Origin of the sequence: Capnocytophaga sp. oral taxon 338 str. F0234 (genome assembly GCF_000192225.1) — a bacterium.
In the GTDB taxonomy this organism is placed as follows: domain Bacteria; phylum Bacteroidota; class Bacteroidia; order Flavobacteriales; family Flavobacteriaceae; genus Capnocytophaga.
In genome coordinates, this window is sequence record NZ_GL872413.1 from 1,793,767 (window position 1) to 1,795,433 (window position 1,667).

Annotated in this window: 2 protein-coding genes and 1 pseudogene; all 3 read right to left on the reverse strand. The window is 37.6% G+C overall.

The window, feature by feature from the left end; translation table 11 throughout:
* Positions 1 to 418 (reverse strand): GyrI-like domain-containing protein (locus HMPREF9071_RS08150; RefSeq protein WP_009746135.1); only part of this gene is annotated, 418 nt, incomplete at its 3' end.
* A 16-nt stretch (positions 419 to 434) separates the two neighbouring features.
* Entirely contained in the window at positions 435 to 1,331 is an 897-nt protein-coding gene (locus HMPREF9071_RS08155) for a hypothetical protein (RefSeq protein WP_009746136.1), read from the reverse strand.
* Positions 1,332 to 1,455: 124 nt separating this feature from the next.
* Positions 1,456 to 1,667: pseudogene (locus tag HMPREF9071_RS12390) on the reverse strand (hypothetical protein); the annotation flags it as partial.

The following is a 1,667-nucleotide window of genomic DNA, read 5'->3' on the forward strand; positions in this document are numbered from 1 at the left end:
TAGCTACTTCGGAGGCATCGCCTTGCTGAGACTTCTCGGTGTAGCGCTCATAGTCATATACGTAAGTACGATTGAGTGTGGCGTCGTTGTCCCAGATATGTTGCCACATTGCCCCTACAGCCTGAGGCATTGTGCCTTTGGCTACAAACTTTTGAAAGGTTTGCTCAGGGAATTCCCTGCCTTCTAAGCCGTCGGGAATTGTGCTGAGCGTGGTAACTTCTACTCCTATTATACAAGTATAAGGCTCGGTATAGTCCTTTTGGTAATCGGTGTAGATGCTGTAAATGGTATCGCTTACCTTATTGGGAATTTTTGCCAAAAGTTGCTCACTAAAAAAGCGTTGCCAAAGGTTTCCGATGTCTTGCATCGCCTGTCCGTTCTGATTGGTAGTGCGTACACTAATTCCTATGATTTTCATTTGCTATATGATTAATCTATGAGTTTAAGGAGACTTCTCCTTGTGCTATTTCATTGATAAGCGTTAAAAAAGGTTCTAGATATTCCTTTTGATGTGCAGGGATAAAGTGCTTTTTATCACCTATGGTAAAGGCATCACCTTCTTGGCTCTTTTGTGCGGGGTGTTCTTTGATCTCTTGCCAACTACTTCTTACAGCTTCTTCCATCAAGTCCCTACTTATTAAACCCTCCTTGGTAAGTACAAAGCCATAAAGACCCCCAAACAAGAGAGGAGCTGCTAAACTTCCTAATAGAATGCCTTCTATCTTATGTTTGTTAGCAAACTTCTTATATTTCTTTTCATTTTCTGCATAGAATTTCAATTGGTCTTCTATCCCTAATTGTTTGATTCTCCCTTTAAGGTCTGTGGCTTTTTTAATCTCATCAGGCAATTGCCCTTCTGTTTTCAATTGAAGTAGAACAATGGTAAGTACCGTTTTCAAAGGAACTTCCAACATAGTTGCATACTCCTTGGGAATCGTTTCATCTACTTTCGTAATGAAATTTTGCCATAACTCACTAGCAAGGTCATCAGGGTTATCCTTGTTGGTAAAGAGATGACTACTAGCTTTTTTAGGGGTACTTATTACAGAAACATCTGTTTGAGTGAGGACTCTAAAATTGGTTATGACAAAGCCTACACTATCCCTTTTCCCTGAAAGTACAGTTTTGGAATGTACACCAATGAAAGCATATACTTCTTCGTTAGGCATAGCTCCTAAAGGTGCTACAATTTGTTTTTGAGCTAACTGTAAAACTTCTTGACTATCTTCATAAATTGGATTTTTGACGTCTGTAACAAATAATACACGTTGCACAGCCTCACCTGCCTTATACAAAAAGTTTTCTAATTGATTGATAATGTTAGTATTCATCTTTTCCAAATATTTTTAGTTACTTTATTAAACAAAATCTCCTCTAACTCCTTACAAACTTCCCGATACGCTCTAAAGGTTAGGGTTTTATCTTCCAAAGTGTAATCCCAAGTGTAAATTTGTATTACTTAATGATATATTTCCTCTTTAGCAACAAAAGGTATAAATAGTATAAAAGATAGAGCCCTAAAATTACTATATCAAATATAGAGGTTTGTTCTCCTAATAATTGCCAACGATTGCGAAAGCAGAAGGTATAAACGTATAAAAATACCATTGCTATAAGCACATACATCATCATAGAAGTAGCTGCCTTCTTGCGAAACAATAACACCG